18 protein-coding genes and 1 other annotated feature are annotated in these 25,254 nt (G+C 64.3%); of the genes, 10 read left to right on the top strand and 8 right to left on the bottom strand.

Annotation, left to right across the window (positions count from 1 at the left end; all coding sequences use genetic code 11):
- Nucleotides 1-53: 53 nt before the first annotated feature.
- The 5 genes from JFC09_RS11810 to JFC09_RS17085 all read left to right on the top strand — a co-directional run bounded on the left by JFC09_RS11810 (nt 54) and on the right by JFC09_RS17085 (nt 6,903).
- Nucleotides 54-3,584 (top strand): CDP-glycerol glycerophosphotransferase family protein, encoded by a 3,531-nt coding sequence (locus JFC09_RS11810; protein ID WP_198394229.1) that lies wholly within the window; start codon nt 54-56, stop codon nt 3,582-3,584.
- Nucleotides 3,585-3,643: 59 nt separating this feature from the next.
- Nucleotides 3,644-4,462: a CDP-alcohol phosphatidyltransferase family protein gene (locus JFC09_RS11815; RefSeq protein WP_198394331.1), complete on the top strand. Its 819-nt coding sequence runs from the start codon at nt 3,644-3,646 to the stop codon at nt 4,460-4,462.
- A 344-nt stretch (nt 4,463-4,806) separates the two neighbouring features.
- Nucleotides 4,807-5,664 (top strand): glycosyltransferase family 2 protein, encoded by an 858-nt coding sequence (locus JFC09_RS11820; RefSeq protein WP_332839751.1) that lies wholly within the window; start codon nt 4,807-4,809, stop codon nt 5,662-5,664.
- A 262-nt stretch (nt 5,665-5,926) separates the two neighbouring features.
- The gene (locus tag JFC09_RS11825) at nt 5,927-6,196 is read left to right on the top strand and encodes a hypothetical protein (protein WP_198394231.1); all 270 of its coding nucleotides are present in this window, start codon (nt 5,927-5,929) and stop codon (nt 6,194-6,196) included.
- Nucleotides 6,160-6,291, top strand: a sequence feature (AL1L pseudoknot). (Overlaps the previous gene by 37 nt.)
- A 306-nt stretch (nt 6,292-6,597) precedes the next feature.
- The gene (locus tag JFC09_RS17085; protein ID WP_408610968.1) at nt 6,598-6,903 is read left to right on the top strand and encodes a DDE-type integrase/transposase/recombinase; all 306 of its coding nucleotides are present in this window, start codon (nt 6,598-6,600) and stop codon (nt 6,901-6,903) included.
- A gap of 527 nt (nt 6,904-7,430) precedes the next feature.
- On the opposite strand, the gene JFC09_RS11835 is transcribed toward JFC09_RS17085, so the two are convergent.
- Complete coding sequence (locus JFC09_RS11835) at nt 7,431-8,966, bottom strand: glycosyltransferase (RefSeq protein WP_198394233.1); 1,536 nt, start codon at nt 8,964-8,966, stop codon at nt 7,431-7,433.
- An 887-nt stretch (nt 8,967-9,853) separates the two neighbouring features.
- On the opposite strand from JFC09_RS11835, the gene JFC09_RS11840 reads away from it, so the two are divergent.
- Entirely contained in the window at nt 9,854-11,617 is a 1,764-nt protein-coding gene (locus JFC09_RS11840; RefSeq protein ID WP_232483537.1) for a CDP-glycerol glycerophosphotransferase family protein, read from the top strand.
- On the opposite strand, the gene JFC09_RS11845 is transcribed toward JFC09_RS11840, so the two are convergent.
- Nucleotides 11,593-13,365, bottom strand: a complete 1,773-nt coding sequence (locus tag JFC09_RS11845; protein ID WP_198394235.1) for a glycosyltransferase — start codon at nt 13,363-13,365, stop codon at nt 11,593-11,595. The two genes, JFC09_RS11840 and JFC09_RS11845, sit on opposite strands and share 25 nt — an antisense overlap.
- 413 nt (nt 13,366-13,778) lie before the next feature.
- Between JFC09_RS11845 and galE the strand changes: the two genes are divergently transcribed.
- The 4 genes from galE to JFC09_RS11865 all read left to right on the top strand — a co-directional run bounded on the left by galE (nt 13,779) and on the right by JFC09_RS11865 (nt 18,320).
- A complete protein-coding gene (galE, locus tag JFC09_RS11850; protein ID WP_198394236.1) occupies nt 13,779-14,744 on the top strand; it encodes a UDP-glucose 4-epimerase GalE in 966 nt (321 codons plus the stop codon).
- A gap of 54 nt (nt 14,745-14,798) precedes the next feature.
- Nucleotides 14,799-16,520 carry a formate--tetrahydrofolate ligase gene (locus JFC09_RS11855; protein WP_198394237.1) on the top strand — a complete coding sequence of 574 codons (1,722 nt, stop codon included), beginning with the start codon at nt 14,799-14,801 and terminating at the stop codon, nt 16,518-16,520.
- Between the two features lie 103 nt (nt 16,521-16,623).
- Entirely contained in the window at nt 16,624-17,646 is a 1,023-nt protein-coding gene (locus JFC09_RS11860) for an acyltransferase family protein (RefSeq protein ID WP_198394238.1), read from the top strand.
- A 110-nt stretch (nt 17,647-17,756) separates the two neighbouring features.
- Nucleotides 17,757-18,320, top strand: coding sequence for a GtrA family protein (locus tag JFC09_RS11865; RefSeq protein ID WP_232483498.1), 564 nt, complete (start codon nt 17,757-17,759; stop codon nt 18,318-18,320).
- Here the strand turns inward: JFC09_RS11865 and JFC09_RS11870 are convergent.
- The 6 genes from JFC09_RS11870 to JFC09_RS11895 form a co-directional block, all read right to left on the bottom strand.
- Nucleotides 18,289-19,509, bottom strand: a complete 1,221-nt coding sequence (locus JFC09_RS11870) for a DUF6716 putative glycosyltransferase (protein WP_198394239.1) — start codon at nt 19,507-19,509, stop codon at nt 18,289-18,291. The genes JFC09_RS11865 and JFC09_RS11870 overlap by 32 nt on opposite strands.
- Entirely contained in the window at nt 19,506-20,555 is a 1,050-nt protein-coding gene (locus tag JFC09_RS11875; protein ID WP_198394240.1) for a hypothetical protein, read from the bottom strand. The genes JFC09_RS11870 and JFC09_RS11875 overlap by 4 nt, the downstream gene beginning before the upstream one ends.
- On the bottom strand, nt 20,552-21,958 hold the full coding sequence (locus tag JFC09_RS11880) for a polysialyltransferase family glycosyltransferase (protein WP_198394241.1): 1,407 nt from the start codon (nt 21,956-21,958) through the stop codon (nt 20,552-20,554). Before JFC09_RS11880 ends, JFC09_RS11875 begins: the two co-directional genes overlap by 4 nt.
- Nucleotides 21,955-22,953, bottom strand: coding sequence for a glycosyltransferase family 2 protein (locus tag JFC09_RS11885; protein ID WP_198394242.1), 999 nt, complete (start codon nt 22,951-22,953; stop codon nt 21,955-21,957). The genes JFC09_RS11880 and JFC09_RS11885 overlap by 4 nt, the downstream gene beginning before the upstream one ends.
- Nucleotides 22,954-23,035: 82 nt before the next feature.
- Entirely contained in the window at nt 23,036-23,935 is a 900-nt protein-coding gene (locus tag JFC09_RS11890; protein WP_198394243.1) for an N-acetylneuraminate synthase family protein, read from the bottom strand.
- 104 nt (nt 23,936-24,039) lie between these two features.
- The gene (locus JFC09_RS11895) at nt 24,040-25,215 is read right to left on the bottom strand and encodes an acylneuraminate cytidylyltransferase (protein WP_198394244.1); all 1,176 of its coding nucleotides are present in this window, start codon (nt 25,213-25,215) and stop codon (nt 24,040-24,042) included.
- Nucleotides 25,216-25,254: the final 39 nt, after the last annotated feature.

A 25,254-nucleotide genomic window follows, 5' to 3' on the forward strand; every position in this document is an offset into this window, starting at 1 on the left:
GGTTCTACTCGGTCTCATCCTCTGGTCTATACCCGCTAAGGAAACTCTTCGCCATGAACCTGCTCAACACGCTCGGACATAACCTTCGCGGAGTGCTCTTGCCGCGCGGCGAAAGAGCCGGCCCGTATGAGGACGTGCCATTGCGAGCGAGGCTGGAATATCGGCAGGAGGGTGACCATGTATGCATCCGACTGGAAGTTGCGGCCGACGCGGTTGCGCGGCGGTTGTGGGCGCGTTCCAGCCGCGGCGACCTGCATGAGCTGGCTGTGCTGTCGCCGGCTGGCGGCGGTGTCATGCCGGGGACGCGTGGCTTCGAGGCGCTCGTGTCCCTCTCCGACACAAAGATCGCCGGGTGGTTGGGGGCTGCGGCAGACCACGCGCGGACTGATGCCAGTGCGGCACTCGACTCACCGGAGATCGGCGAGCGGTTCAACTTGTTTGTTGAGGTGACCGCACCCGCATGGCGCTTGGGAGAGAAACGGCAAGCTATCGACGAGGTTCCGGAGGCTGAAGAGATCGCTCGGGCGCCTCGACGCGGAACGACTGGTCTCATCGCGCTGGGACGATTCGACCGGACGGTCGTCACAGGTGCAGTGCCTGTGCCCTTGTCCGCCGAGCACAAGGCGCTGATCTACCCCACCCGTTACGGGAATCTTGTCATCGCATCCGGCTACTTGCCGAAGGACTACGGTCGTGTGCACATCGATGAGGCTCGCATCACGGAAGGTGCCTTCGTCTTCCGCGGACGCATGTACACACGCCATGGGGAGCTCGACGACGCCGTGTTGCTGCTCGAGGGGCGCGATACCGGGGCAATACTGTCGATTCCCCTCTTCTTCGAGACGACCCCCGGTTTCGCTGAGGCACATCGGGGCCATCATCGGTACGACCTGCGAGGGTCTTTCCCGCTCGCAGACCTCCTGCACGAAGACTTCCTCGGCGATGACCTTGCGAGTGCGGTCAGCGCTCGCGATGACGTCTTCGACGTGCATGTAGTCAGCCGTTCCAAGCAGTCTGACTACGAGTACCGAGCTCGTGTGGGACGTTCACGGTACCTCGTGCGGCGGCGAGCCAACGAGGCGACTGCCGAGCGGGACGGCCTGGCGGTGCTCGTGAGCCCGTATTACACGTTCAAAGCCAAGAAGCTCTCGATTCGGGTCGAGTACTACGCGACAGAAGTCCTGCATGCGATGTTGGCAGGGCCGAAAGCGGTCGAGGCTGCTGCCGGAATGAGGACAGAGGGCGGATCTGTCCCTGCTCCGGTCTGGCTGATCGGCGAGCAGAGTTTCAAGGCCCAAGACAATGGGCTCGCATTCTTCCGGTACATGCGCACACACCATCGGGAAATCGACGCGTATTACGTGATCGATCGGACTGCATCCGACCGCGAGAACCTGTCCGGGTTGGACCATGTGGTGGACTACCGCTCGATGGAGCATCTTGAGCTGATGTTCCGTGCCGAAAAGGTGCTCGGCACGCATCATCCCGAGTACTTGTACCCCAGTCGTTCGCGCACGTTCAACCGTATGGTCGACCCGGTGAAGGTCTTCCTGCAGCACGGTGTGATCGCCATCCGACGCGTGGATCCGCTCTACGGCCGTTCCGTCGAAGGGTTCGACACGGACCTGTTCCTCGTGAGCTCTGAGCGTGAGAAGCAGATCATCGTCGATGACCTCGGATACCGGCCGGAGGAGGTTGCAGTCACGGGCCTCGCTCGTTTCGACACTCTGTTCGATGGGCGAGAAGCACCACGGCCGGGACAGGTCCTCATTATGCCGACGTGGCGTGAGTGGTTGCAGAACGAGGTCGTCTTCCTGGACTCTGAGTACTTGCACCGCTGGACGGAGCTGCTCCATTCCGAACGCTTCCAGCAGGTCCTCACGGACCACGGGGCGGAAGCCGTCTTCCACCTGCACCCCAACATGCGGATGTTCGCCGAGCACTTCTCGGCGCCCCATGTTCGGATCGTGGAACAGGGCGAGGAATCAGTGCAGCGGATGCTCAAGCAGAGCGCGGTGCTGGTCACGGACTACTCCAGCGTGGGTGCGGACTTCAGCTTCCTCGGGAAGTCAGTCGTCTACTACCAGTTCGATGCAGGACGGTTCCTTCGCGACGGTGCCCACATCGATCTCGACACGGAGCTTCCCGGCCCCCGTGTCTCTGCCCTCGACACCCTCATCTCACGGGTCGACGAGGCGCTTCAGCGCGGTGGGGCGATTTCTCCTGACTACGCTTCACAAGCTGACCAGCTCATCGCCCACCGGGACACTCAGAATTCCGAGCGGATCTTCGACATCTCCATGCGGGCTCACCATCGTAAGAACTCAATGCAGGAGAAGTACGGGGAGCTCCTGCAGTCGGCAATCCGGGTCGCTCGCCGTCGTAAGCAGTACTTGCCGGTGATGCGTCGCGTGTACGGCGTCTTCAAGCGGTTGCCCGTGTCCGACGATCTGATCGTGTTCGAAGCGGGTCTGGGCCGTCAGATGAACGACAGCCCGAAGGCGATCTACGACGAGTTGCTGCGACGTGGCGACACCCGGACGAAGGTTTGGGTGTACAACCGGAAGCCGCATGTGGCCGATTCCCACACTCGGGTGGTGAAGAAGAACTCTCCCGAGTACTTCTGGTATCTCGCCCGCGCCAAGTACTGGGTGAGCAACCAGAACCTTCCTCACTACATCACGCGCAGACCGGATGGGGTGTACCTGCAGACATGGCACGGCACTCCACTGAAACGCATGTTCCATGATCTCGAGACGGTCTATGGTCGCGACGACGGGTACAAGGCGCGTGTCACGAAGGCCATCGCCCAGTGGTCTCACCTGCTCTCACCCAGTCCGTTCGCCACAGAGTCATTCGCCTCCGCCTTCCGTCACGACGCGGAAGTGCTGGAGCTCGGCTACCCGCGCAATGACTCGCTTCACTCGGACAGTGCAGAAAGTGTGCGTGTGCGAGTCCGTGAACAGCTGGGGGTTCCGGACGGGAAAAGGGCGGTCCTGTATGCACCCACCTTCCGGGACAATCTGCCGGCCGGCAGAGGCCGGTTCTGGTTCAAACCACCTTTCAGAATCGGAGAGATGGCTGAAGCACTCGGAGAAGACACAGTCCTTCTGGTCCGTCTCCACGTGCTCATCAGGAATCGGCTGGCTGTCGCTGAGGGGTTCGAAGACCGCGTCATCGACGTGACGAACCATGCTGATCTCAATGAGCTGTTCGTCGCAAGCGACGCGTTGATCACGGACTACTCGTCGCTGTTTTTCGACTATGCGCCACTTGGCCGCCCCATCGTCTTCTTCCCGTATGACCTCGAGGAATACCAAGATCAGCTCCGCGGCTTCTACCTCGACTATCCGGACCACCTGCCGGGACCGGTCGCGACGGAGCTCGGCGAGCTCGCACCCGCTCTCCGCCGTGAGGAATCTGACGGTCTCGCAGCGAGAGAGGGCTTCCTCGAACGGTTCGCACCGTATGAGGATGGACATGCTGCTGAGCGTGTCGTCGACTCGCTCTTCGTGCCCGACCGCTCTGGCGAGAAGCGAAGCGCCAAGGTGAACATTGAGCGAAACTCCATGGAACAGAGCTAGAGTTCAGATCGATGACCTCCACCGAATCCTTATCCGCGCACCGGGAGGCGGGAGACCTGATGGGCGACGAATCACGTCCCGGCTCGCCGACTCTCGATCAGCTCCGTGCGATCGCGCAGCCACCCGAGGTTCGGTCACGCAAGAACGCCGAGCATTGGACTGCTGAACTCTACCTCCGGCACATCTCGATCTACCTCACAGCCGTTCTCGTGCGTACCCCCATCACTGCGAATGGCGTCACCGCACTGATGATCCTTTCTGGCTGGGCCGTCGCGGGAGCATTGCTGATACCCGGAATCTGGGGAGCGCTGCTCGCGCTGTTCTTCTCGCAGTTGCAGCTGTACTTCGACTGCTGCGATGGCGAGGTGGCCAGGTGGCGCGGCACCACCTCAGCCGCGGGAGTGTTCCTTGACAAGGTGGGGCACTACACCACCGAGGGCGCAGTCGCGGTCGCGCTGGGGATACGCGCAGTAGGTGATCTTTCGCTGGTGCGCACTGACCCTGGGCAGGCATATCCCTTCATCGTGGCAGGCCTCGTCCTGGGATGGTTCGTACTCCTCAACAAGGCGCTCAACGACATGGTTCATGTGGCCCGCGCGTTCAACGGACTCGGCAGGCTGCCCGACACGGCAGCTGCCACGGGTATCCCCCGAGGACTCCTCGCGACACTCAAGCGAATCGTGCGGTTCGTTCCGTTCCATCGCATCTACCACTCCGTCGAGATGGCGCTGCTGGCTGTTGTTGCAGGCATCGTCGGCCTCGTTCCAGCCATTGGACTCACGGCGGATCGCGTGCTCATCGTGGCACTGGCGATTCTGTGTGCGGTGTCCGTCGTGGGGCATTTCATCGCGATCGTGGCATCCCGGAGGCTCTCATGACAGACCCCCGTCGCAAACGGCGGCTTCTGACGACCGATCCAGCGCGAGCACACCAGGGTCCGCAGAACGACGGCCCATTTGATCTGCCGGATCATCCCGAGGCGTGGGACCGGGACGCGCATCTGCGCCGCGATGCCCATGTCCTGGATGCGGGCCGGACTCTGGACGGTGAGCAGACCTTCGAGCTCGCTCCGCCTACTGCACCCGGTGCGCCTGCCACGTCGCAGTTCCGCCAGCAGACTGCTCCGAGGCCGACGGACGGAGACCCTTCGTCTGGGCCGACCCGACTGTCCGGCGGTCCCCTGTTCAGCCCGGCTACACGCCGTCGCTACGGGTATGGAGTCGTGGTGTTGACGCAGGGGAAGCGCCCTGATGACCTCCGGCGCGGGCTCGATTCGCTGCTGGCCCAGCGGGGAGTCGACCTTGACATCTTGTGCGTAGGCAACGGGTGGGAGCCCACCGGTCTCCCGAACGGAGTGCGTTCGCTGGCGCTCCCGAAGAACGTCGGAATTCCCGCCGGTCGCAACGAAGGCGTCCCACACGTGAGTGGAGAGTTCCTCTTCTTCCTCGATGACGATGCGTGGCTCCCTGATGACACGACGCTCATGCGGATGGCGCAACGGATGCGTACGCAGCCACGGATCGGCCTGATCCAGCCACGCGTCGTCGATCCATCGCGGGAGGACGCTCCGACTCGGTGGATCCCTCGCCTCAAAAAGGGGTCGGCAGAGCATTCGTCTAACGTCTTCTCCGTATGGGAAGGTGCTGTCGCACTTCAACGGCGGGCCTTCGACGAAAGCGGCGGCTGGCCGGCACCGTTCTGGTACGCGCACGAAGGCATCGAGCTCGCATGGCGCGTCTGGGATGCTGGCTACCAGGTCTGGTACATGGGTGACCTCTCGGTCGCACACCCGGTGATCGACCCCAAACGCCATGACGAGTATTACTACATGAACGCACGGAACAGAGTGTGGCTGGCCCGGCGCAACCTGCCCTTCCCATTCAGCTGGGCGTACGTGGGCTCGTGGACCGCCGTGCAGTGTCTGCGTTGGGCGAATAGGCCTGACCAGCTGCGGACGTGGTTCACCGGCTGGCGCGATGGATGGAGAGACGAGCCGTGGGCTGATGAGGAAGCGCGCCGCAAACTGTCTGGGCGCGGTCTTCTCGCCATGGCCGTGCACGGACGCCCGCCGGTGGTCTGACCCGCAGCGTGCACCAGGCTAAGTGGCTCTTCCGGTTTCAGAGTGCGTGACAGGGCCCCCGACTGGGCTGTCCCATAGCGAATGAGAAGCGGGCGTTGGGTGAAGATGGAAGTTCCTCAACTCGTCTCTCACCCAAGGCCGCATCGTGCAATCTACCTCCTTGGATTGCCTCGGGGTTTGTAGAGAGTCTCATCCAACAAAGGGTGGGCTCGTGCCCGCACCACACAAGTACCCCGCAGACGCCCGTGAGCGCACTGTGCGCATGGTCAACGACAAGCTCAACGAGAATCCCGGCATGCCCGCCGCGACTGCCTGCAGGCTGATCGGTGAGTACGTGGGAATCGACAAGAACACGGTCCAGAACTGGGTCAAGCAGAATCACGTCGATACCGGGGAGACGCCCGGTGTGACGACGGACGAGAAGCAACGCGTTCTCGAGCTGGATAAAGAGAACCACGAGTTGCGGCGAGCGAATGAGATCTTGCGGAAAGCGAGCGCGCCTTTCGTGCAGGCGGAGCTCGACCGCCGCTGACAGATATCGATGCGTTCATCGATTCTTGTCGAGACGAGTTTGGAGTCGAGCCGGTCTGTTGCCACCTGACGGAGTCAGGAGTGCGGATCGCTGCAAGCTCGTATTATGCGCGGAAGGATCGAAACCTGGCAGCGCGGAGTCAGTCCGATGCGAAATGGGATGCGCGGATCCTGGACACCTATTCCGCGAATCGAGGGCTGTATGGGGCGCGGAAGATGTGGAGGCCTTGGGGACTCTGTATCCGGAGGGTCGGGCCGCCAGGTGCACTGTTGAGCGTCGAATGCGAGCGCTGGGGCTTGCGGGAGTCGGGAACGAGTGTACGACCCGAACGACCCGGCGTGCCCGGGGTGCATCCCATCCCGGGGACAAACTCGAGAGAGACTTCACGGTGGATCCGCCGAATGAGAAATGGGTCGCGGATAATCACGTATGTGTCGACGTGGTCGCGCTTCGTATGCGTCGCTTTCGTGATGGATCTGTATTCGCGTGCGATTGTCGGGTGGAGCGTGGATACTTTTTTGCGCACGAACCTGGCGTTGAATGCGTTGGAGCATGCGATGCGGGAGAGGGGTCGACGCGATCAATCTGCTCGTGGTGTCATTCATTATTCCGACAAGGGTTCGCACTATACATCGATTGCGTACGCGAAGCGTCTGGTCGAGGCTGGCATTGAGTCGCCGGTCGGGTCGACCGGACTCATAAGATAATGCTGTCGCGGAAGCGCTGAACAAATTGTTCAAGAAGGAGGTTGTGTGGCGAGAAGAGCCTTGGTTGGGCCGTGGTTCTGTAGAGTGCACGGTGATGGAATGGGCGCATTGGTGTAATAATAGTCGCATTCATTCCGCATCCAATGACATTGCGCCTTTTGATTTCGAGGAGTTGTATTGCACTCGGGTGAGCCAGTCGGTTGAGGCTGGCGTGCTAGAACCGGCTCTCTGACAGACCCGGGGCGATCCAGACGCCGCATCCGGGGCAACCGGTCAGCGGGTCACAGGCCTCGACATCGAGGACCACAGGCTCGTCGGTGGCGTCTGCATCGATGAGGTGCAGGCTGGGTAGGCCAAGGAGAAAATCACAGCGGCTGCATCGGCCGAAAGACGTCGAGCTTGGGCACGTAGGATGGGACCTCGACGTCTACCCCCGCCACCCCGGCCCGATCGGCGTACCCACACTCAACTCCGAAGATCCAGTTATCAGATGAAGTGTGTCGGTAGGCAACATGCAGCTGTAACGTTCACACGGGCCGGGTGGCTGGATTTGCAAGACGGCGGATACTGGCGTTTCCGTGGGCCGTGGCATACAGTTCGAGGTCACCGAAAGCGACCGGGGTGACGGTGGGCTCGACCGCGACTCGCTTTCGTAGTCGTGTTCCGCCGACCCGAGCGTCCACGAATAGATCCAGGAATCCCGAGGGGCCAAGGATTAGCTGATCAACCGGCAGCGTGCCCGTGAAGAGCAGGTAGCCGTCGCTCTGAGATTGACGCATCGCGGCACGCAAGTACACATCTTTTCGTCTGCCGATCCACGTGAGCTTTGCCCAGGAGGCTTCCTCTGTTTCCCCGATCTCCAGACGAATGGACAACTCGATATTCCCGTCGGTGACCTCTGCTGCGACCAGTTGCGCGGAAACATTTGCGGTCACTCCTCGACGGGGGGCCGGCGGAGCACTCGTAAGCTCGTAGAAGACTTTCCCCCATCGAGCTGTGACGGCCTCGGCCGAAAATCTTTTGGAAGTTTCTACCGCGGCTGCCCTCATGGCCATGACGTCTTCTTCATCCATTTTGAGAAAGCGACTGAGCGCTCCTGCAAGAGCAAGCGGATCACCCGCGGTGACCAAGAAGCCATCGACTCCGTTTGTGATGATGTCTGAGGGGCCGTAGTCAATGTCATATGCGATCGGAATGCACCCGCTCGCCATGCTCTCTATAAGCATGAGTGACTGCCCCTCGGATCGACTGGTGAGAAGGCTGAAAGAGGACGTTGCGAACTGTTCGCGAGCTTTTGCGTCATGGCCGTGCAATCGCACAGATTCATTGAGTCCGAGTTCTGCGATTTTGTTTTCGATTTGGCGCCGATCGTTCCCCTCCCCGTATATATCGAGTGTCGGAGGCGTGGGGTGCGTGGTTGCGGCGAGGGCCTGGACGGCGTGGTCCAAACGTTTGATTCCGGAGAGCCGCGCAACAGTGACTCCGCGCTCACGTCGCCGCGGCTTTATTGATCTGATGGGTTCGCCATGGAATGGATTGGGAATCGCTACGAGATTGTCGGAACCGATATTGTCCCGAATCAGATCGTCGCGTTGCCGCTTGGTCAGTATCGCCAAGCGGTCAAAATTGTCAGCGTTTGAGAGAACCAGGAAGTTTCTCTCGACCAGGAGCCCAGTTGTACGCCTCGTCTCATTCTGGTGATGCGAGTGGAGCGCGTGCACTAATGATGCGTGCGGACTTGAGAATGAGTGCATCATGCCGCCGACGAATGCAGAGTCGCTGACGACGATTGATTTCTTCTTTCCGACGACCATTTTGAGCCATTGCTGGTAGAATGCTTTGGCGGTCCGCCACTGACCGACCGGGACGCCGTTACGAGAATACAGGGTCAGCCGCCGACCGCCGCGCGAGCCGGGGGTGTCGACGTCCTGTCGGTCGGTCAGGAGGAGGCTCCCATCCGCGCGGAACCGGGCAATCTGGACCACCTCGCCAGCGTCGTTCGTGAGCTCGAAGTCCTCGCTTCCGCGTGTGGGTGTACGTGAATCGTCCGAGTGTCCGGTCATGCGAGTGTTCTCCCCCAGCCGCACAATAGGCGTATCACCGGCTCGCCTCAGTTCGGACCAGAGGTTTCGCACGCGGACTCTGCGACTGATGCTCCCGTCTCGATACAGTTCGCGTTGTCTGGTGCGTGGTGAAAAGTCCGGGGCGAGGGTCAGAATGTCCATCCGCCGTCGACTTGTGTCCGCAAAGATTGAAGCGCGTCGCAGAGCCACTGTGGTCATTCCGCCGAAAGATTCCGGAATGGTCCAGAGCAAATGATAAATCGGAACGTCGGGAAGGGTGCGTGCTCGTCTTCTCAAAGCGCCTCGTCGTAGTGAGTGATGCGGAGGGTGGAGGGCGGATGGGGCTGGGCAGAGCGCTCAGCTGAGGCGGGCTTCTAGTGAGACGGGCTCTTCGGATGGTGCTCTGCCAGTTTGCCGCTAGTCTCCTCGATGCGCTTCATCGTATCAAGGTGGCGACGAGACTCATGGAAAGTCTCCGCGAGCACCAGGGCCGCGCCTCACACATTTTCCCGCGAACCCTTCCCCGCACACGCCAGGCGCCACCGCGATAGGGCACGACCGACAAGGACGTCTCGATGTCAACTCGACGGGGACTGATGCAAATTCAGGTGGCAACTGATCTGGCTCGCTCTCCGCGATCGTGGGAGGTAGCCAGTCTCGGCCCAGTAGCCGGGCACGTAGTTTGGTCATGGCGAGTATTTGGAGGAGGGGATGAGTAGTCGCAGGCGGAATAACCGTATCCGCAGCGTCACGTGGGGTTGGGCTCTACCGTGTGCAAAGATCAGTGGGTATAGAGCGCTTGGAGAGCCCGGTTGCGATGGATCGGCTCCCCACGAAGTTTCGAGGCTAGGAGAAGGACTTCCACGATGGGATTCAAAAGTGCCGTAATGGCAAGGATTCCAGCACCGCTCGCCGCTCGCCTGAGACGTGCGCGAGGCAAGACCGCGGCTCGCAGGCGTCCAACCTCTGCTCCACGAAAAGCCGCTCCACAAACGTCCAGCCCGTCTGACCGGAAGAAGGCCGCACGGGCCAAGAAGCTGGCAGACATCGCTCGCTGTGCTGCCGCGCCGGTGAAGCCGCGCACTATTTTTTATGAATCGTTCGGTGGGAATGGCGCGTTGTGCAACCCGCGGTCGATGTTCGAGCATCTCGTCGCTGACCCCGCGTTCCATGATTACGAACATGTCTGGGTCCTGCAGAGCGGACCCGAGCATGACGGCTTCCGGAAGCGGTGCGAGTCGCTCCCGAATTTGGTGTTCGTCAGACGCGGAACTGTCGAGTACTTTCATCGTCTCCTTACCGCTCAATACGTGATTTCAAACTCGGCGTTCCCTCTGGAGTACTCGAAGCCAGCGGGGCAAGTCTATGTGAATACATGGCACGGAATCCCACTCAAAACGATGGGATACGACCTGCCAGGTGGGGCGGTCGGCACTCGTAATGTCGTGCGGACATTCCTGGCTGCTGACTATCTCCTCTCATCGGGGCCTTCGATGACTCAGACCATGTATCGAGATGCGTTTCAGCTCGGTGGCTTGTATCAAGGCACTGTTATCGAGACGGGTCTTCCACGTATGGCGGGCCAGGCGGCAGTCGACCCCTACTCCGTACGGCGCTCTCTGCGAAACCGTGGGTTGCGTGTTCGTGAGGGCCGATCGCTAGTCCTCTTCGCTCCCACGTGGAGAGGAGAATCGACTAACAAGCCTGAGAACGATGTCGGAAGCCTCCGATCAGTGGTGCACTCGCTGCGCGAGTCGTTAGGCGAAGGCTGCGACGTGCTGCTCAAGGTTCACCAGTTCGTTTACAAGCAGGGAATCGACGACCCCGAGCTGGCGGACGCCTTGGTGCCTAACGACGTCAATACGAACGAGCTCCTTGCGGCTGTGGATGTTCTAATCACCGATTATTCGAGCGTATTCTTCGACTATCTCGCCGAGGATAGGCCTCTGGTCTTTTATGTCCCTGACAGTGCAGAATATCAGGATGGAAGAGGCCTGTACTATTCCCTTGACTCCCTTCCGGGAGAATGTTCAGATTGCGAGGATGAGCTTCTCGCCGCTGTCCAGAGGGCCGTGCAAGGAACACAGTCGGCAGAGATCGTCGCTCGCAGACGCGACTGGGCGACGACGCATGTGCCATACTCCGACACTGCGATCACACAGAGAGTGGTGGACACCGTCTTCCGAGAGAAAACTGCCGATACTCGACTCGTCACGCTTCGCGATCCCGAGCGCAAACGCATACTGGTGCGGTCACGCTCACTTAAGGACCCAACGGTCGGGCGCGATGTCATCAATGTTGTGCGGCAATCGCATCTCGAAGACTGCGACATCACGCTGTCTTTCCCTCCTTCGAAGGACGAGATCGCACTGCAGACTATGCAGAGCCTCGAAGACCATTGCCGACTGCTCCCGACCGCCGGGGCGAGAGTAGTCACGAGCGAAGAGGCTGATCTTATCGAGAGAGCGCGTCAACTGGGTCGGCGGTCCGACGGGCCAAACTACGAGCATTCTCTGACCGCAATGGAGCAACTCAGGCTCGACGCTGCACTCACACGCGACTGGAGGCGTCTGTTCGGTGACGTCGACTTCGACGCGGTGATAGACCTGCGGAATGAGCCGATGCCTCAAATAGCGCGAGTGATGCCCTGATCGGCTGTGCGGCCGCGGCCAGTGTGGAGCCGGATGCTCGCGTTGCCATGCTGAGTAGCGTAGATCTCGGCGGGGCCACTCCCGACCGCCTGTTCGAGGCCTGCGGCGGTGATGCGGACTCTTCGTAAAGTCCCGGCAACGCTGACATCCAAGAAGACATCGAGCAGGCCTTTACCAGCTGCCGTGAACCGATCGTAGGGGAGTACTGCGTGCACGCGGCTGGTCTGCGCTTCGGTCTCTATGGAGGCCAGCACCCGGCCGTACGCCGGTGTCTTTCGGCCCACCCAGGCGACCAGTGCACGGTCGAGCGCGTCCCAGGTGTCGAGTACGACTTCGAGCGCGAGGTGGATCCCCTGATCGGTCGCATATGCATCGCGGAGGATGGCTCGAACGCGGAACTCCTTGTCAGCTGTCTTTGCTGCCGCAGCTTCGCAGAGGACATCGCGCCACCGTCGAGTGATGACGTTCGGCGCGAAATCCGCCACGCGGCTCAGCGCGGCCTCTCGCATACCGGTCAGTTCTTGGTTGCCGAGCGAGATGACGTGTTTGACCGTAGCCGCCAGTTCCGTCGTATCCCCGGCTGGCACGAGGAACCCGTTCACCCCATGCGTGATGATGTCGGAAGGACCGTATGGGACGTCGTATGCGATCGGGATACAGCCGGCCGCCAGGCTTTCGAGGAGCACCAGACCCTGGCCTTCGAAGCGGCTGGAGAGGATGCTGAAGGACGCGTGCTCGAACTGTGCTCTCGCGTCGGCATCGTAACCATGTAGGCGGACAGCGTCCCCGATTTCCAGGTCGTTGATGAGTGAAGCCAGTCGCTGTCGGTGTATGCCGTCACCGAAGATGTCCAGCACGGCAGTGGGGTGTGTTTCATGCACCAGCGCCATCGCTTCGATCGCATGCTCGACCCGCTTCTGTCGGACGAGACGGCCGACCATCACCCCTCGTCCTGTTGGGCGTGGTCCTATCCGTTCGGCGATCGGACCGTCATACATGTTGGAGACAGTTTGGATCTTGCCGACGGCCAAACAGGAATCGAGCATGTCTCTCCGCTGTCCTTCTGTGAGCGTCGTAACCAAGTCATACCGGTCGAGGTGGGTGAGGATCTCCTTCTTCGCCGGGGGGAGGAGACCATACGGGGACCCGGTGGGGTCTTTGAGGTGGGGGTTGTGCAATACCTGGATGAGGATGACGTTGTCCCGGCGGTAGCCGTGCATCATCCCTCCGATCGGGCTGGAGTCGGAGATGATCGTGGCGGGGCGGTCGTCGACGACCCAGTCGATCCATGAATGGTAGAAGTCCGCTTCGGCCTCCCATTGCGCTGAGGCATTGCCCTTCCGGTCGAAGACTGTGATCCGTCGCCCTCCAAGGTGTCCTCTCCGTCGGGCATCCCGGCGATCGATGGCGAGCAGAGACCCGTCCCTGCGGTATCGATCGACCTGGAGGATGTTCCCGCTGTCGTCCGATCTCATGGGTTCCGCAGTCCCAGTGGTGGGGAGCTGTTCCCCAACGTGGGTGATCGGTCGTTTCGCCGTCCCTTGAAGTCTGGATATCTGCTTGTCGGTCATCCTTCGAAGATCAGTCCACAGATTGCGAATGCGCACTCGACGACCGATCTTCTTCGAAGCCAGCAGAGCCGCCCGTCTTCGCTTCGGATCCATCTGGGGAGAAAGAGTGAGGATCTCGACAACGCGCTTATCAACCTCGGCGAATTGTGACGCTCGTTGCAACGCTGCGCTGGTCATGCCGCCGAACTCCTGGGGGATGCCCCAGAGAAGACCGTAGAGACGTCCTTCGGGGAGCAGTGGCGGGCGGCGGAACATTCATGCCTCTCGAAAACGTAGCGAGCGCGAAACAGAACGAACTCTGCGGCGCGACCCATCGGGCCTAAACCTTTCCCGATCCATTCTCCGTCACGTCTGCAGTGCTGGGTACCCCTTCTAATCCTTGGTTCTGCGTGGGATCTCTCGAGCGAAACAGGGAAGGCTCTCCACGGGATGTCGATCTCGCGACGCCCTTCGAGCGTCTGAGCTCAGAGTGGGTGAGCGTCCCGCGGTCCTCGACGAGGCGAGTGCGTCGGTATCCTCGACGATGAAGAATGTGATACGCCGCCGCGGCTCCCGTCGCTCGCGGCTTTCGTACACGTGAAGGGAACCTCATGACAGTCCTGGTAACTGGCGGCGCGGGATATATCGGATCCCACGTCGTGCGTCTCCTCGCCGAGCGTGGAGACGAGGTCGTGATCGTCGACGACATGTCCAACGGCATCGCATCCCGCGTCAGCGGACATTCGGTCGAAGAGATCGACCTCGCGGCCTCGGACGCGGAAGATTCTCTCGTCTCAGTCATGCGGCGGCACGACGTGGAAGCCGTCATCCACTTCGCGGCGAAGAAGCAGGTGGGCGAGTCCGTGGAGAGGCCGGTCTGGTACTACCGGCAGAACGTGAACGGTCTCGCGAACCTGCTCGCCGCAATCGACCGCCAGGGTGTTGATCGTCTTGTGTTCTCTTCATCGGCAGCGGTGTACGGGATCCCAGACGTCAACCTGGTGGAAGAGGACATCGACTGCCGGCCGATCAACCCCTACGGTCAGACGAAGCTGATCGGCGAATGGATGATCGACAACGCGCGGATCGCGACAAACCTCAAAGCTGTGAAACTTCGGTACTTCAATGTTGCGGGAGCCGGGTGGCCAGATCTTGCCGACACCGCCGTCATGAACCTCATTCCCATCGTGCTCGACCGGGTGAAGCGTGGCGAGCAGCCAGTCATCTTCGGCAGTGATTACGACACTCCCGACGGGACCTGCATCCGGGACTACATCCATGTGAAGGACCTCGCCGAGGCTCACATCGCTGCGTTGGATTACCTCGCCACCGGAGAGGCATCGCAATCAACGTTCAATGTGGGGACCGGTGAGGGCGCATCTGTCGCAGAGGTGATCGACGCGATGGCGAGCGGATTGAACCAGGAGATCGTCCCGATCAGGGGAGAGCGTCGCGCCGGCGATCCGCCGAAGCTCGTGGCCGACGTGAGCCGTATTGCAGCAGAGCTGTCGTGGAAGGCTGAGTTCCGCCTTGAAGACATCGTGGAATCAGCGATCACAGCGGACAGGCGAGGCTGATGATGAGCCGAGGTGCAGCCCCCGCCTGACTGTGTTCTCAGGCACAATGGGCCCATGAACATCGATCTCGAGATCGCCCAGGCAGCGCAGCTGAGGCGGATCACGGACATCGCGGACACGGTGGGTCTGACCGCGGACGATCTCATCCCGTACGGATGGACGAAGGCGAAGGTGCCTGTGTCCGTCCTTGAACGCATCGAAGGGGAGACGAAACCCGGCCGGCTGATCCTCGTCACCGCGATGAGCCCCACGCCCGCAGGTGAGGGGAAGACGACCACCAGCATCGGTCTGGCCGACGGTCTCAACGAACGCAACCGCCGGCGGCTCGCCGCAGGGGAGGACCCCACCGGGCAGGCGGTCCTCGCCCTGCGGGAACCCAGCCTGGGACCGGTCTTCGGCATGAAGGGCGGCGCTGCCGGCGGCGGACACGCCCAAGTCGTTCCCATGGAGGACATCAACCTCCACTTCACAGGTGACTTCAACGCGATCGCGCTGGCAAACAACCTCGCCGCCACCATGCTCGACAACCACATCCACCACGGCAACGCACTCGACATCGACCCGCGTCGCATCCACATCAACCGCGTCATGGACCTCAACGACCGCGCACTGCGGAACGTGACGATCGGTCTGGGCGGGCTGAACGGCGGGGTGCCCCGCGAAGACCACTTCGACATCGTCGTCGCCAGTGAGGTCATGGCCGTCTTCTGCCTGTCCACCAGCGTGGCAGACCTGAGAGCACGGCTGGCCCGCATCGTCGTCGCGCACACCCGCGACCGTACGCCCGTCACCGTCGACGACATCGGTGCCGCCGGAGCCATGACGGCCCTGCTGCGCGACGCACTGTCGCCCAACCTCGTCCAGACACTGGAGCACACCCCCGCGTTCATCCACGGAGGCCCGTTCGCGAACATCGCCCACGGCTGCAACAGCGCGCTCGCCACACGGTCCGCTCTGGCCCTGGGCGACTGGGCGATCACGGAAGCCGGGTTCGGCGCGGATCTGGGTGCGGAGAAATTCCTCGACATCAAGTGCCGCGCCACCGGCATCTGGCCGGACATCGTCTGCGTCGTCGCGACCATCCGCGCGCTCAAGTACCACGGCGGCATTGCGAAGGATGCCCTCGAGCAGGCGGACGTCGACGCGATGCTTGCGGGGATGACGAACCTCGAACACCACCTGGGTGTGCTCCGGGACGTCTACGGCCTCACCCCGGTCGTGAGCCTCAACCGCTTCCCGTCCGACACGGATGCAGAAGTGGAAGCGGCGGTCGAACACCTCGCCGCACAGGGCGTCCGTGCGGTGTCCGCGGAGCACTGGGCTCACGGAGGAGAGGGGGCCCTCGACCTCGCAGACGCTGTCATCGCCGCTGCCGAGGAACGGGACGCGGACGGCGCCGGGGGACAACGACACCCCTACGAGCTCGACGCCTCTCCGTTCGAGAAGATCGAAGCGCTCGCCACCACGATCTACCGGGCAGGCTCCGTGCAGGTCCCGACCGCCGTCCGCCGCAAGCTGGACCGGTACATCGAAGAGGGATACGGCGGGCTGCCCGTCTGCATCGCGAAGACGCAGTACTCGCTGAGCTCCGACCCCACGCTCAGGGGAGCGCCGGAGGGCCACGAACTCACGGTGCGCGACGTGCGGCTGTCCGCCGGTGCGGGCTTCATCGTGGTCATCTGCGGCGACATCATGACGATGCCCGGGCTGCCCAAGTCACCGGCGGCCTACCGTATCGATGTGGCGGAGGACGGCACGATCTCAGGGCTCTTCTGATTGGAGCTCTGCTGACCCTGGTCGTGCTGATCTTTTCCCTCCCGGTTCGACAGGCTCGTCGACGTGCTGGAGAATCCTTCCTCATGCGCAAATGCGAGGCATCGTGAGGGACAACCGCCTGGACGGGGCGAAGGGCGTCCTCATCGTGCTCGTGGTCTTGGGCCACCTCCTCGAGGGACTGGACGGCGAATGGGAAGACGGCCTCGTCCGGCTCACCCTCACGTGCATCTACGCGTTCCACATGCCGGCGTTCGTGTTCCTCGCCGGTGTGACAGCCAAGTCGAAGCGCCTCCTCGAACGGTTGCTCACCTTCGCCGTGCTGCTCGTGACGTTCCAGTGCCTCTACTACCTGGCGGAGCTGTGGGCGGGCGACCCCTTCGCCTGGTCGTGGACGACCCCGCACTGGATCCTGTGGTTCCTGCTGGGCATGATCGGGTGGACGCTCACCGTCCCACTCGTCGAACGGTTCCCGCGCACACTCGCCATCGTTTCCGTGGCGGTCAGCATCAGTGCGGGTCTGGCCCCCTTCGCGGACTACGAGTTCTCACTGTCACGGATGCTCGTCTTCTGGCCCTTCTTCGTCTTGGGGCGAGTCGCGGGCCCACGCCTGCTCAAGAGGACCACCCTGCTCCCCACCTGGACGGGGGTGGGCCTCTGCGCTGTTGCACTCGTTCCGATGCTCACGCTGTTCATCGCGGACATCAGCCGGGGCTGGCTGTACGGCAGCAAGAACTTCGACTACCTCGACACCCCGGCACTCCAGGGACTGCTCATCCGCTTCTGTCTCATCGCCATCGCACTGCTGGCGATCTTCGCGCTCGCCGCCGTCCTGCCCGACGCACGGAACGCGCTCGCGGTCATGGGGGAGAGGTCGCTCTCCATCTACCTCCTCCATGGATTCGCGGTGATCGCTCTGGCCCCCACCCTCACGGAACTGTTCGACGGAGGCTACGGCCACGCGATCCAGATCGGGGCAGTGGTCCTCTGCGCGTGCGCCGCGCTGGGAATCGCACATCTTCTGGCGCTGCGCCCCGTGCACCGAGCCGTCGCAGTGCCGGCGAAGCGGATCGCGACGACGGCCACCGCGTTCCTCCCGCCGGGTGAACGCAGGCCGAACAGACACTGAGACCGCGCGTGCCTGCGTGTGTCCGCACACCCGAAAGGCGTAGAGTGCTGCGGTACGCGCTCCCCGGTCACCACTGCGGTCGGAGGGCGACTGGACGACAGAGGACTTGCATGTTGGAACGGCGACGCGCACGCGTGGACGCACCCGGGAAGGGGCTGCGGGCCACGTGGTCCGAACACTGGGCCGACCGCCGCCGCCTGTTCCGCGAAGTCCTCTCCTTCCTCTCCGTGGGCGGTGTCGCGTACCTCGTGGACGTGGGGCTGTCCAACGTCCTGCTCTTCGGGTTCCTGGGCGTCCCCGCGCTTTTGGTGGCCAGTCCCGTCAAGGCGAAGGTCGTGTCGACCATCGTGTCGATGGCGGTCGCCTGGGTGGGCAACCGCTTCCTCACCTACGGGCAGCGCAATTCCGGGTCCGCTCTGGCGGGCATGTGGAAGTTCATCGTCGTCAACCTCATCGGCATGGTCATCGTCGTCGCGCCGCTGGGTGTCACCTGGTACCTGCTGGGCCTCCACGACCCGGTGTCCTACAACATCTCGACCAACGTCATCGGCATCGGCCTGGCGATGATCTTCCGCTTCTGGGCGTACCGCACCTGGGTCTTCCCCGACCGCAGTGAACAGGACCCCGCCGCCGAGGTCGTCGTCACCGACGGCTTCGACCACACCTCCCGCTGAGCAGCCGGTATCCCCGGACGACCGGGGCGGGTGCCGCGGTCCGCAGCTCCGCCCGGATGCGCCGCAGGTCCTGCCGACGGGACTCCCGGCTCAGGTCCGGCAGCTGACGCTCCCGGGCCCGCACCGCGAGCAGCCGCAGCGCATCAGCACAATCCGTCGAGCGCGGATGGAAGTAGTTCTGCTCGAGCCACGTCGCAGTGGGGAAGGGCATGTCATCGGCGGCGATCTGCGCGAGGGTGCGCTCCGTGCCGGACCCGGCGAAGGCCTCGTTGAGCATGCCCGGCCCCACCCCGAAATCCGAGATGATCGCGGTGGGCAGCCCACGGTCCAACGATTCGAGCGCCGCAGTCGAAGACACGGTCACGAGCCCCGCCCCTGCGACGAGGTAGTCCGACATCGGGCCGTACGCCAGCCGCACACGGGAGGAGAGCGTCCCCTCCTCCCGCAGCTGGGCGACGAGGTCGCGGTAGGGGTGCGCGTCGTGGTGGGTCTCCTGCTCACCCTCGCGCGACCGCAGCTTGATGACGACCTCCCGGTCGTCCGCAGCCTCCGCCCAGGCGGACAGGGTCCGGACGATGCGGATCCGGTCCGCGGCCTCGGGCGGGACCTTCGCCTGCGGTGCGAAGACGAGGCTGCGCACCTGACCGGGCGCCGTCGTGCATACGGGCGGTCCCTCCGACCGGAGCATGGGCAGGCGGGTGACGACGACCTCGGCGGGAATCCGCAGTGCCGCCATCACCCGCCGGTATTCGCGGGCCTCGCGGTGGGAATGGGTGAGGAAGGCATCGCCCAGCCGGCGATACCGCTGGCCCTTGCGCGTGGCCGGCAGACCGACCCCGGGCAGCCCGGAGACCAGCGCGGGCCGCGGATCCATCCGGGCGGCGGAGCCGTAGACCTGTTGGACCACCGGTCCGGTCGCAGCGGCCAGGACGACGTCGCAGCCCGAGGCGCGGATCGTGTCCGCGATGCCGCGCCGGTCGAGGACGGGGACGTCCCGCGGCTGCCTGCCGGACCCTGCCAGAGCCCCCTCGATCTGCGACGGGGTGGGGAGGATGGGCGTGCGCACCAGCGCCAGCCGGGTCGTGAACCCGTCGAGGGAATCCAGCAGCTGAGCGGCCCACTTGAGATACGACTCGCTGTCCGCGATCGCGAGGACGGACGGCGGACGCGACGCGGTCGCAGCGGTCATGGCGTGCCCTCCACGTGACTGAACCGCCGGAAGCCTGCGGCGAACGCGTCGATCTCGCGTCGGAACGCCGCAGACGCGCGGGGCCGCCACCATGCGGTGGGGATCGCGGTGACCGCGACCCGCGACCCGGGGTTGAGGAGCGAGAGGCTGAACGCCGCCGTGGACGGCAGGGAATGCACCCGCACGCCGTCCGGCAGCGTCGACAGCCGCAGTTCGAGGGGAAGCCCCAGGGGTGCCACACGGACTCCGGGAAGACGCGCGAGCGTGTCGAGGAAGTCCGCGGACTCCCGCCGGTGCGGGTAGTACGTGACCGGCTGGGACCGGGCGACGCCCCGCACCCACGCCGTGTACGCCTCCGGATCGATGAGCCCGTCCGCGGCCATCGCGGAACCGATGACGACACCGGGGGTGTCCGGCCGCTCACACGCATCGAGGGTGTGCAGGTGCTCGAAACGGTGGGTGCGCACGCGGATGCCCGACGCTTCGACGCGCCCCTGCAGGTCCGGATCGTCCAGCAGCGCCGTGAACCAGGTGAGCCGGCCCTTGCGCGCAAGACCGCGCAGGCGGGAGGAGACGTAGGCCGCCAGCGGCAGGCGCAGGGGAGTCGGCAGGTGCCGGGGACGGTGGATCGGCGTCTGCGTGGTCATGAGCTGACGGATGACCGCCGGAGTCGACAGCCCGTCGTCGATGACCGTGACAGGCGGCAAGTAGCGCGTGAGATACGCGTCGGACAGCATCCGCTGGATCCGCCCGGAGGCGAGGTCGCCCACGAGGATCTCCTCCGGCTCGCAGTCGGGGGCTGCGCCGTGGAGCGCTTCGGGGATCCCCGCGCTGAGGCTCACCCCCGCCGGCAGCCACGCGGGATCGAACGCGTCGACGAAGGCACGCATCCCCTTCGCATCCGCACGCCAGTGGAGGACGGCGGACGCGTGCGGCGCCACCGCCTCGAGCCCGGACAGGAACTGGAACGGCGACTCCACGAACGCGTGCTGCCGCCGGGCGTGGGAGACGCTGTCTGAGGACGAGCGGGCGAGGGTCGCGTTCATGGGAGGAGCTTCCGTCCCGTCCAGCGCTCACCGTAGATCCGCGTGAACGTCGCTGCCGTGCGCGCGGCCCGCGCCGCGACGGTGCGGGGTCTGCGGCTCTTCGGCAGCGCGCCCGGCAGACCCAGCCGCGTGAGTCTCCTGCGCTTGAAGTGCAGGCGGTGCGCAGGACCTGCGGGGGAGTCGAGGAACGCGGAGGCCCGTTCGCGGAATGCGGCGAGGAGCGACGGCTGCATGCAGTAGGACACTGTGTCGACGATCACCTGCAGGTCGCCCGACTGCTGCGCTGTGAGGGGCGCGGCCGGCCCCACCGCTGCCAGCTCATGCATGATCGTCACCGGGACGCGGTTGCTGTTCTGGTAGGGGGCGATCGTCTCCAGCAGGGGACCGGTGCCCAGCACGGCGATCGGGATCCCGTATGCCGCGCGGGCGGTCGCCAGCGCGGTCGAGAACGACCCGATGACCACGGCCGGTCGCAGGCGTGCCACGATCGCCTCGGCGAACACCGGGGTGTCCAGCACCCGCAGGCGGATGCCGGCCTCGCGTGCTGCGGAGGCGATGTCGTCCAGCCGTGACGGCGGTGCCGCCGGGTGTGGTTTGAAGGCGAGTGCCGCGAGCCCCCGTTCCGCCGCGGTCAGGACCATCCGGCGGTGCAGCGCACTCTCCTCGTCCTCCGTCATGAGGCCCAGCGCTGCGAGGTACTGGCCGAACGCCAGCCCGGTCGTGGCACCGTCCAGGTCGTCGAGCAGCGGGGCGAGGAGATCGGCCTGATCCGCCGCGATCTCGTCGACGATCGCGGTGAACGCGCGGAGCGGGGTGGGGCGCGGTGCGATCCCGTACTCGACGAGCAGACGCGGGGTGAGCCCTTCGACCAGCGGCAGGTGGTGCAGCGCCGTCATCCGCTGCCCGTTGGCGAGGGGGATCGTGCTGCGCGTGGGGCCATAGCTCATGAGGCCGTCGGAGTGCACGCGGATGAACGCGGACCGGAAGACGCGTCCCAGCGCGATCGCTGGGTTCACCTGCGGCGACTCCACGACCAGCTCGACCGGCCCGTCGCCCAGACCCCAGCGGGTCCGCAGGGCCTCCTCGAGCAGGGGCAGGTCCTCGTGCGCGGGCCTCCACGACGTGGGGTGCTGGGGGTGCAGCGTGTCGTTGAGGTCGATGACGCGGTCGAAGCGCCGCAGAGCCGGTGCCAGCGCGCGGTTGTCCTGCAGCCGTGCGGTGAGCTCGAGAGCCTGCGCGTGATTGCTGGCGAGCAGGATCCGTTCGCTCACGTGAGCTGCGGGGAGGCTCTCCGGTGCGAGGACGGCCGCCGGGTAGGCGGGGACGTCCGTGGTGCCCGCATCGATCGCGGCGGCGAGGCTCACCACCTGGAAGAACGTGGACGCGAGGAAGATCTGCTTCACTGGACGGCCTCCGTGACGTGTGCGAACCGGCGGGGCATGTACGGCAGGACAGCGGCGAACCGGTTGCGCGACGCCTCCCGGAGCTGGCGGCTCAGGACCGCCTCCGGGATGCGTGCGCTCGCCCGCACGGCTCCCGCTGTGAGGTCGGAGCGGACGTCCCCGTCCATCGCGGCGGACCGACCGGCGTGGTGGTGGAGGATCGCCAGCCAGTTCCGGGCGGCCTTGGGCCACAGGAGCTCCGCATCGCGGTCCGCCTCGACCAGCGCGAAGATCCCCTCGAACGCGCGGATGAAATCCAGTTGACGCCGGTCGTAGATCTGCGTGAGCGAGGTGGCGACGCCGCGGCGATACCGGATCCCCGGTGCATCGACGACCGCGAAGGACTCCGCGTGCAGGTGCAGGTTCCAGATCCACGAGCGGTCCTCCGCCGTCTGGAAGTCCGCGGGGAAGGGCAGCAGACCCCGATCCAGCAGACGCCGGTGGAAGCCGCCGGCCCACGCGTACGGGTAGTCGACCATCGTCGATTCGTAGTCCGGGAGGATGCCGGCCCGCGGGTCCAGCGCAAGACCCCGCACGCTCATGGGCGCGTGCTTGAAGGACCTCACGGCCCCCGTCACCGTCGTGTGATCGCACCGGACGAAGTCGACGCCCAGGTCGCTCAGGGCGCGGTCGATGACGGGCAGGTGCCCGGGGGCCAGCCAGTCATCGCCGTCGAGGAACACGATCCGCTCCGCCTGCGCCCTCGCCAGGCCGGCGTTGCGGCCGTTCGCCAACCCCTGCGCGGTGGCGTGGGTGACGACCTCGAAATGGGGGAAGCGGGGGCCGTACTCTTCGAGCACCGCGGGGGTGTCGTCGCTCGAACCGTCATTGACGAAGACGACTTCGAGGTCGGCGGGGTCATCGAACTGCAGTGCGAGAGAGCGGAACATCGTCGGGAGGTAGGGGGCAGCGTCCTTGGCGGGCACGATGACGGACAGTCGGGGCGAATGGGGCACAGGGCCTTCCTCAGGATGAGTGCGCAGGATGAATGAAGGTGGGCGGCGAACACTGTCCACCGCCCACCTCCCATGGATCAGGTCACTTGCGGAGCGAGCCGATCTTCGATTCCTCACCGGGCATGATGCGCTTCACGCCGTCGCCCAGCGCCTTCTCCAGGACGCGGACGCCGCGGCACAGCTCGATGAAGTCGTTCGGCTCCATCGACGCGGACTGGTCCGAGCCCCACATGGACGAGTCGAGGGTGATGTGGCGCTCCACCGTCACCGCACCCAGGGCGACCGCGGCCAGGGAGATCTCCGTGCCGGTCTCATGCCCGGAATAGCCCACCGGCACCCCGTAGCGGTCCTGCATCGCGGGGATCGCCCGCAGGTTGGCCTCTTCGACGGGCAGCGGGTAGGTCGACGTCGAGTGCATGAGCACCAGCCTGTCGCGGTCGAAGACCTCCACCGCCGCGTCCAGGATCGCCCAGTCGCTCATGCCGGACGAGCAGAGGATCGGCTTGCCGGTGTCCGCCATAGCCTTGAGCAGCGGGATGTCCGTGAGTGTCGCGGATGCCACCTTGTAGGTAAGGGCGTCGAACTCGTTCTCCAGGAACTCGACCGAATCGATGTCCCACGGAGACGCGAACCACTGCAGGCCCTTCTCCTTGGCGTACGCGTCGATCTCCTTGTACTGCTCCTTCTCGAACTCCACCCGGTACTTGTAGTCCAGGTAGGTCATGGTGCCCCAGGGTGTGTCGCGCATCTTCGACTTCTGCGCCTCAGGCACCGCGACGTCCGGATTGCGCTTCTGGAACTTCACCGACTGGGCGCCGGCCTCCACAGCGACGTCCATGAGCTTCTTCGTGATGTCGACATCACCGTTGTGATTGATGCCGATCTCACCGATCATGTAGACCGGTTCGCCCGGGCCGACGGAAAGATCGCCGAATGCGACGGGGGTGATCGTCGAGGCGGGGGCGATCGTGGCGTCAGTCATGAGAATCCTCTTCTCCTGGGTTGCATGTGGCAGCACGGCATGGGACGGGAGCCGTGCACGGGTGTAGTGAGGCGGGCTGAAAGTTCGATTGCCGGATATGACCATTATGGCGCGGCGTGCTTCGCGAGGGTACTGGCGGGTATCAAATCGCACACTTCACGGACCGCGCCCTGCCCGCCTTCGCGGTGGAGGACGAAGCGCGCAGCGGCGAGCACCTTGGGGTGCGCGTCCGCCACGGCGATCGGCCACCCGACGACGCTGAACGCCGCGAGGTCGTTGATGTCGTTGCCGACGTAGGCGACCCGCTCCGGGTCCAATCCCCGCTCTGCGATCCACGCCGCGAGCGCACCGGCCTTCTCGTCGATGCCCTGGAGGACGTCGACGCGCAGCTTCTCCGCACGGCGGGTGACGACGGGGTTGCGCTCCTTCGACAGGATGAGGAACGGGAAGCCCGCATCGGCGAGCCGACCGACCCCCATGCCGTCGCCGCGGTGCACGCGGACGAACTCACGGCCGTCCTGGTCGACGAACGCGGAATCGTCCGTGTGGACACCGTCGAAGTCCGTCACGAGCGCATCCACGTCGAGGACGTGCGTGTCCTCCTGGCTCGCGGCGATCGCCCGGACCAGTGTGAGGTCGGACATCGAGTCGATCTCGCGTGACTGCTCGAGCGGGACCTCCTCGATCTCGATCCGGCCGAAGAAGCGATGCCCCGACGCGCGGAGCCCCTCCGTGCGCATGACGTAGAACGCGCCCGTCTCGTTGAAGTGGGGGTCCCGGTCCTGGCGGCGGGGGCGGAAGGCGGCGTCGTGGCCGACGGCTTCCGCATGTGCGGCTGGGTCGAGCTTCCACAGGAACGAGTGGTCCTCGACCGCGGAGAAGACGACGTCCGCGTGATCGTCCTTCACACGGCTGATCGCGCTGTCGAGCGATGCGGAGTCGATGAAGGGGGACGTGCACTGGAGGAAGACGGTGATCTCCGCGTCCGTGCCCAGGGCGTCGAGGGCGTGGATCAGAGCCGATTCGCTGCTGGCGGTGTCGCCGGAGATGTCGTCGGGGCGATGGACCACCTGGGCGCCGGCGCGTTCCGCCTCCTGCGCGATGCCGTCGTGGTCCGTCGAGACGACGACGCGGCCGATGCCGTGCGCGCCGCGGGCTGCGTCGATCGCACGTGCCAGGAGCGTGCGGCCGCCGACCTTCTGGAGGTTCTTGAGCGGGATGCCCTTCGAGCCTCCCCGTGCGGGGATGATGGCGACGGCGGGCGGTCGAGAAGTGGTCATAGGCCACGACTATAGACAGCCGGTGATGTACGGAAGGTG

It is taken from the genome of Brevibacterium yomogidense, assembly GCF_016107685.1.
Lineage (GTDB): Bacteria > Actinomycetota > Actinomycetes > Actinomycetales > Brevibacteriaceae > Brevibacterium > Brevibacterium yomogidense.

Bases quoted from the DNA above. Each gene is read 5' to 3' on its own strand.
- JFC09_RS11875 (WP_198394240.1), bottom strand. From the start codon at position 20,555: ATGAACGCGACCCTCGCCCGCTCGTCCTCAGACAGCGTCTCCCACGCC.
- JFC09_RS11825 (WP_198394231.1), top strand. From the start codon at position 5,927: ATGGTCAACGACAAGCTCAACGAGAATCCCGGCATGCCCGCCGCGACT.
- JFC09_RS11870 (WP_198394239.1), bottom strand. From the start codon at position 19,509: ATGACCGCTGCGACCGCGTCGCGTCCGCCGTCCGTCCTCGCGATCGCG.
- JFC09_RS11895 (WP_198394244.1), bottom strand. From the start codon at position 25,215: ATGACCACTTCTCGACCGCCCGCCGTCGCCATCATCCCCGCACGGGGA.
- JFC09_RS11835 (WP_198394233.1), bottom strand. From the start codon at position 8,966: ATGACCGGACACTCGGACGATTCACGTACACCCACACGCGGAAGCGAG.
- galE (WP_198394236.1), top strand. From the start codon at position 13,779: ATGACAGTCCTGGTAACTGGCGGCGCGGGATATATCGGATCCCACGTC.
- JFC09_RS11855 (WP_198394237.1), top strand. From the start codon at position 14,799: ATGAACATCGATCTCGAGATCGCCCAGGCAGCGCAGCTGAGGCGGATC.
- JFC09_RS11865 (WP_232483498.1), top strand. From the start codon at position 17,757: ATGTTGGAACGGCGACGCGCACGCGTGGACGCACCCGGGAAGGGGCTG.
- JFC09_RS11845 (WP_198394235.1), bottom strand. From the start codon at position 13,365: ATGACCAGCGCAGCGTTGCAACGAGCGTCACAATTCGCCGAGGTTGAT.
- JFC09_RS11890 (WP_198394243.1), bottom strand. From the start codon at position 23,935: ATGACTGACGCCACGATCGCCCCCGCCTCGACGATCACCCCCGTCGCA.
- JFC09_RS11815 (WP_198394331.1), top strand. From the start codon at position 3,644: ATGGGCGACGAATCACGTCCCGGCTCGCCGACTCTCGATCAGCTCCGT.
- JFC09_RS11810 (WP_198394229.1), top strand. From the start codon at position 54: ATGAACCTGCTCAACACGCTCGGACATAACCTTCGCGGAGTGCTCTTG.
- JFC09_RS17085 (WP_408610968.1), top strand. From the start codon at position 6,598: ATGAGAAATGGGTCGCGGATAATCACGTATGTGTCGACGTGGTCGCGC.
- JFC09_RS11840 (WP_232483537.1), top strand. From the start codon at position 9,854: ATGGCAAGGATTCCAGCACCGCTCGCCGCTCGCCTGAGACGTGCGCGA.